The following is a 1,191-nucleotide window of genomic DNA, read 5'->3' on the forward strand; positions in this document are numbered from 1 at the left end:
GATGATCCTCGAACACGTGTGGGACTTCGCGTACGACGGAGTCTCGAACGTCGTCGACCAGTACGTGTCCTATCTCCGTCGCAAGATCGACAAGCCGTACGGCAGCGACCTGCTCGAGACCGTGCGGGGCGCCGGCTACCGGCTGCGGGTCGGCGATCCCGAGCAGCCGGCGCCGACGCCGAGTTCCTGACCGGTAGGGAGATCCGACATGCCGCTGCGCGTCCGGCTCGCGCTCGGGTTCGCCTCGGGCACGGCCCTCCTGATCGCCGTGGTCGGGCTCGGCTTCGTCCTGCAGCTGCACACCAGCCTGGACGCCACGCTCGACGTCGGGCTCGCCAGCCGGGCGTCCACGCTGACCGAGCAGTACAACGCCGAAGGGCTGGCGGCGCTGCACACCACCCGCGACGAGGAACCCATCCAGGTCGTCACCGCCGACGGCCGGGTGCTCGTCAGCTCCCCCGACCTCGCCGGGACCTCCGCGCTCGACCCCCACGACCTCGCGGCCGTGCTCGCCCGCCGGGTCGACGGCTCCGGCCCGCTGGGGTTCACCCGCGGCGAGGAAAACGAACGCACCCGCTTCCTGGCCACCGTCCTCTCCGACCGCGACGGGCTGGTGCTCGTGGTGGGCACCGGGACCGACATCGCCGACGCAGCCGACGAGCACGTCGACACCGGGCTGCTGATACTCGGACCGATCGCGGCCCTCACCGCCGGACTCGGCGCCTGGTGGCTCGCCGGGGCGGCCCTGCGCCCGGTGGAGCGGATGCGCCGACAGAGCGCCGACCTAGCCCGCCACGACGACGGCACCCACCTGGCGGTGCCGACGACCCGCGACGAGATCGCCTCGCTCGCCTCCACACTTAACGAGCTGCTGGACCGGCAACGCCACGCGCTCGCCCACGAACGACAAGCCCTCGAGCGCGAGCGCGGATTCGTCGCCGACGCCGGACACGAGCTGCGCACCCCCCTGGCCACGCTGCGCGCCGAGCTGGAGCTGGCCGGGCGCCCGGGGCGCGACCGCGACGAGCTCGTCGACGCGGTGACCTCCGCCGCCAGCGAGACCGACCGGCTCATTCGGCTCGCCGAAGATCTCCTCACTCTCGCCCGCGCCGACGGCACCGACGATTTCCTCCGGGTGCACCCCGTCGACCTCACTGAGGTAACCGCCTCCGCGGCCCGGGCGGCATCCGC

Annotated in this window: 2 protein-coding genes; both read left to right on the forward strand. The window is 73.0% G+C overall.

Annotated elements, in window-relative coordinates; translation table 11 throughout:
* A partial coding sequence (locus AC0CYZ_RS22410; RefSeq protein ID WP_472219409.1) for a winged helix-turn-helix domain-containing protein occupies positions 1-190 on the forward strand: 190 nt, incomplete at its 5' end.
* A gap of 18 nt (positions 191-208) precedes the next feature.
* A partial coding sequence (locus AC0CYZ_RS22415; RefSeq protein WP_472219411.1) for a histidine kinase dimerization/phospho-acceptor domain-containing protein occupies positions 209-1,191 on the forward strand: 983 nt, incomplete at its 3' end.

It is taken from the genome of Actinomycetospora sp. (assembly GCF_055612215.1).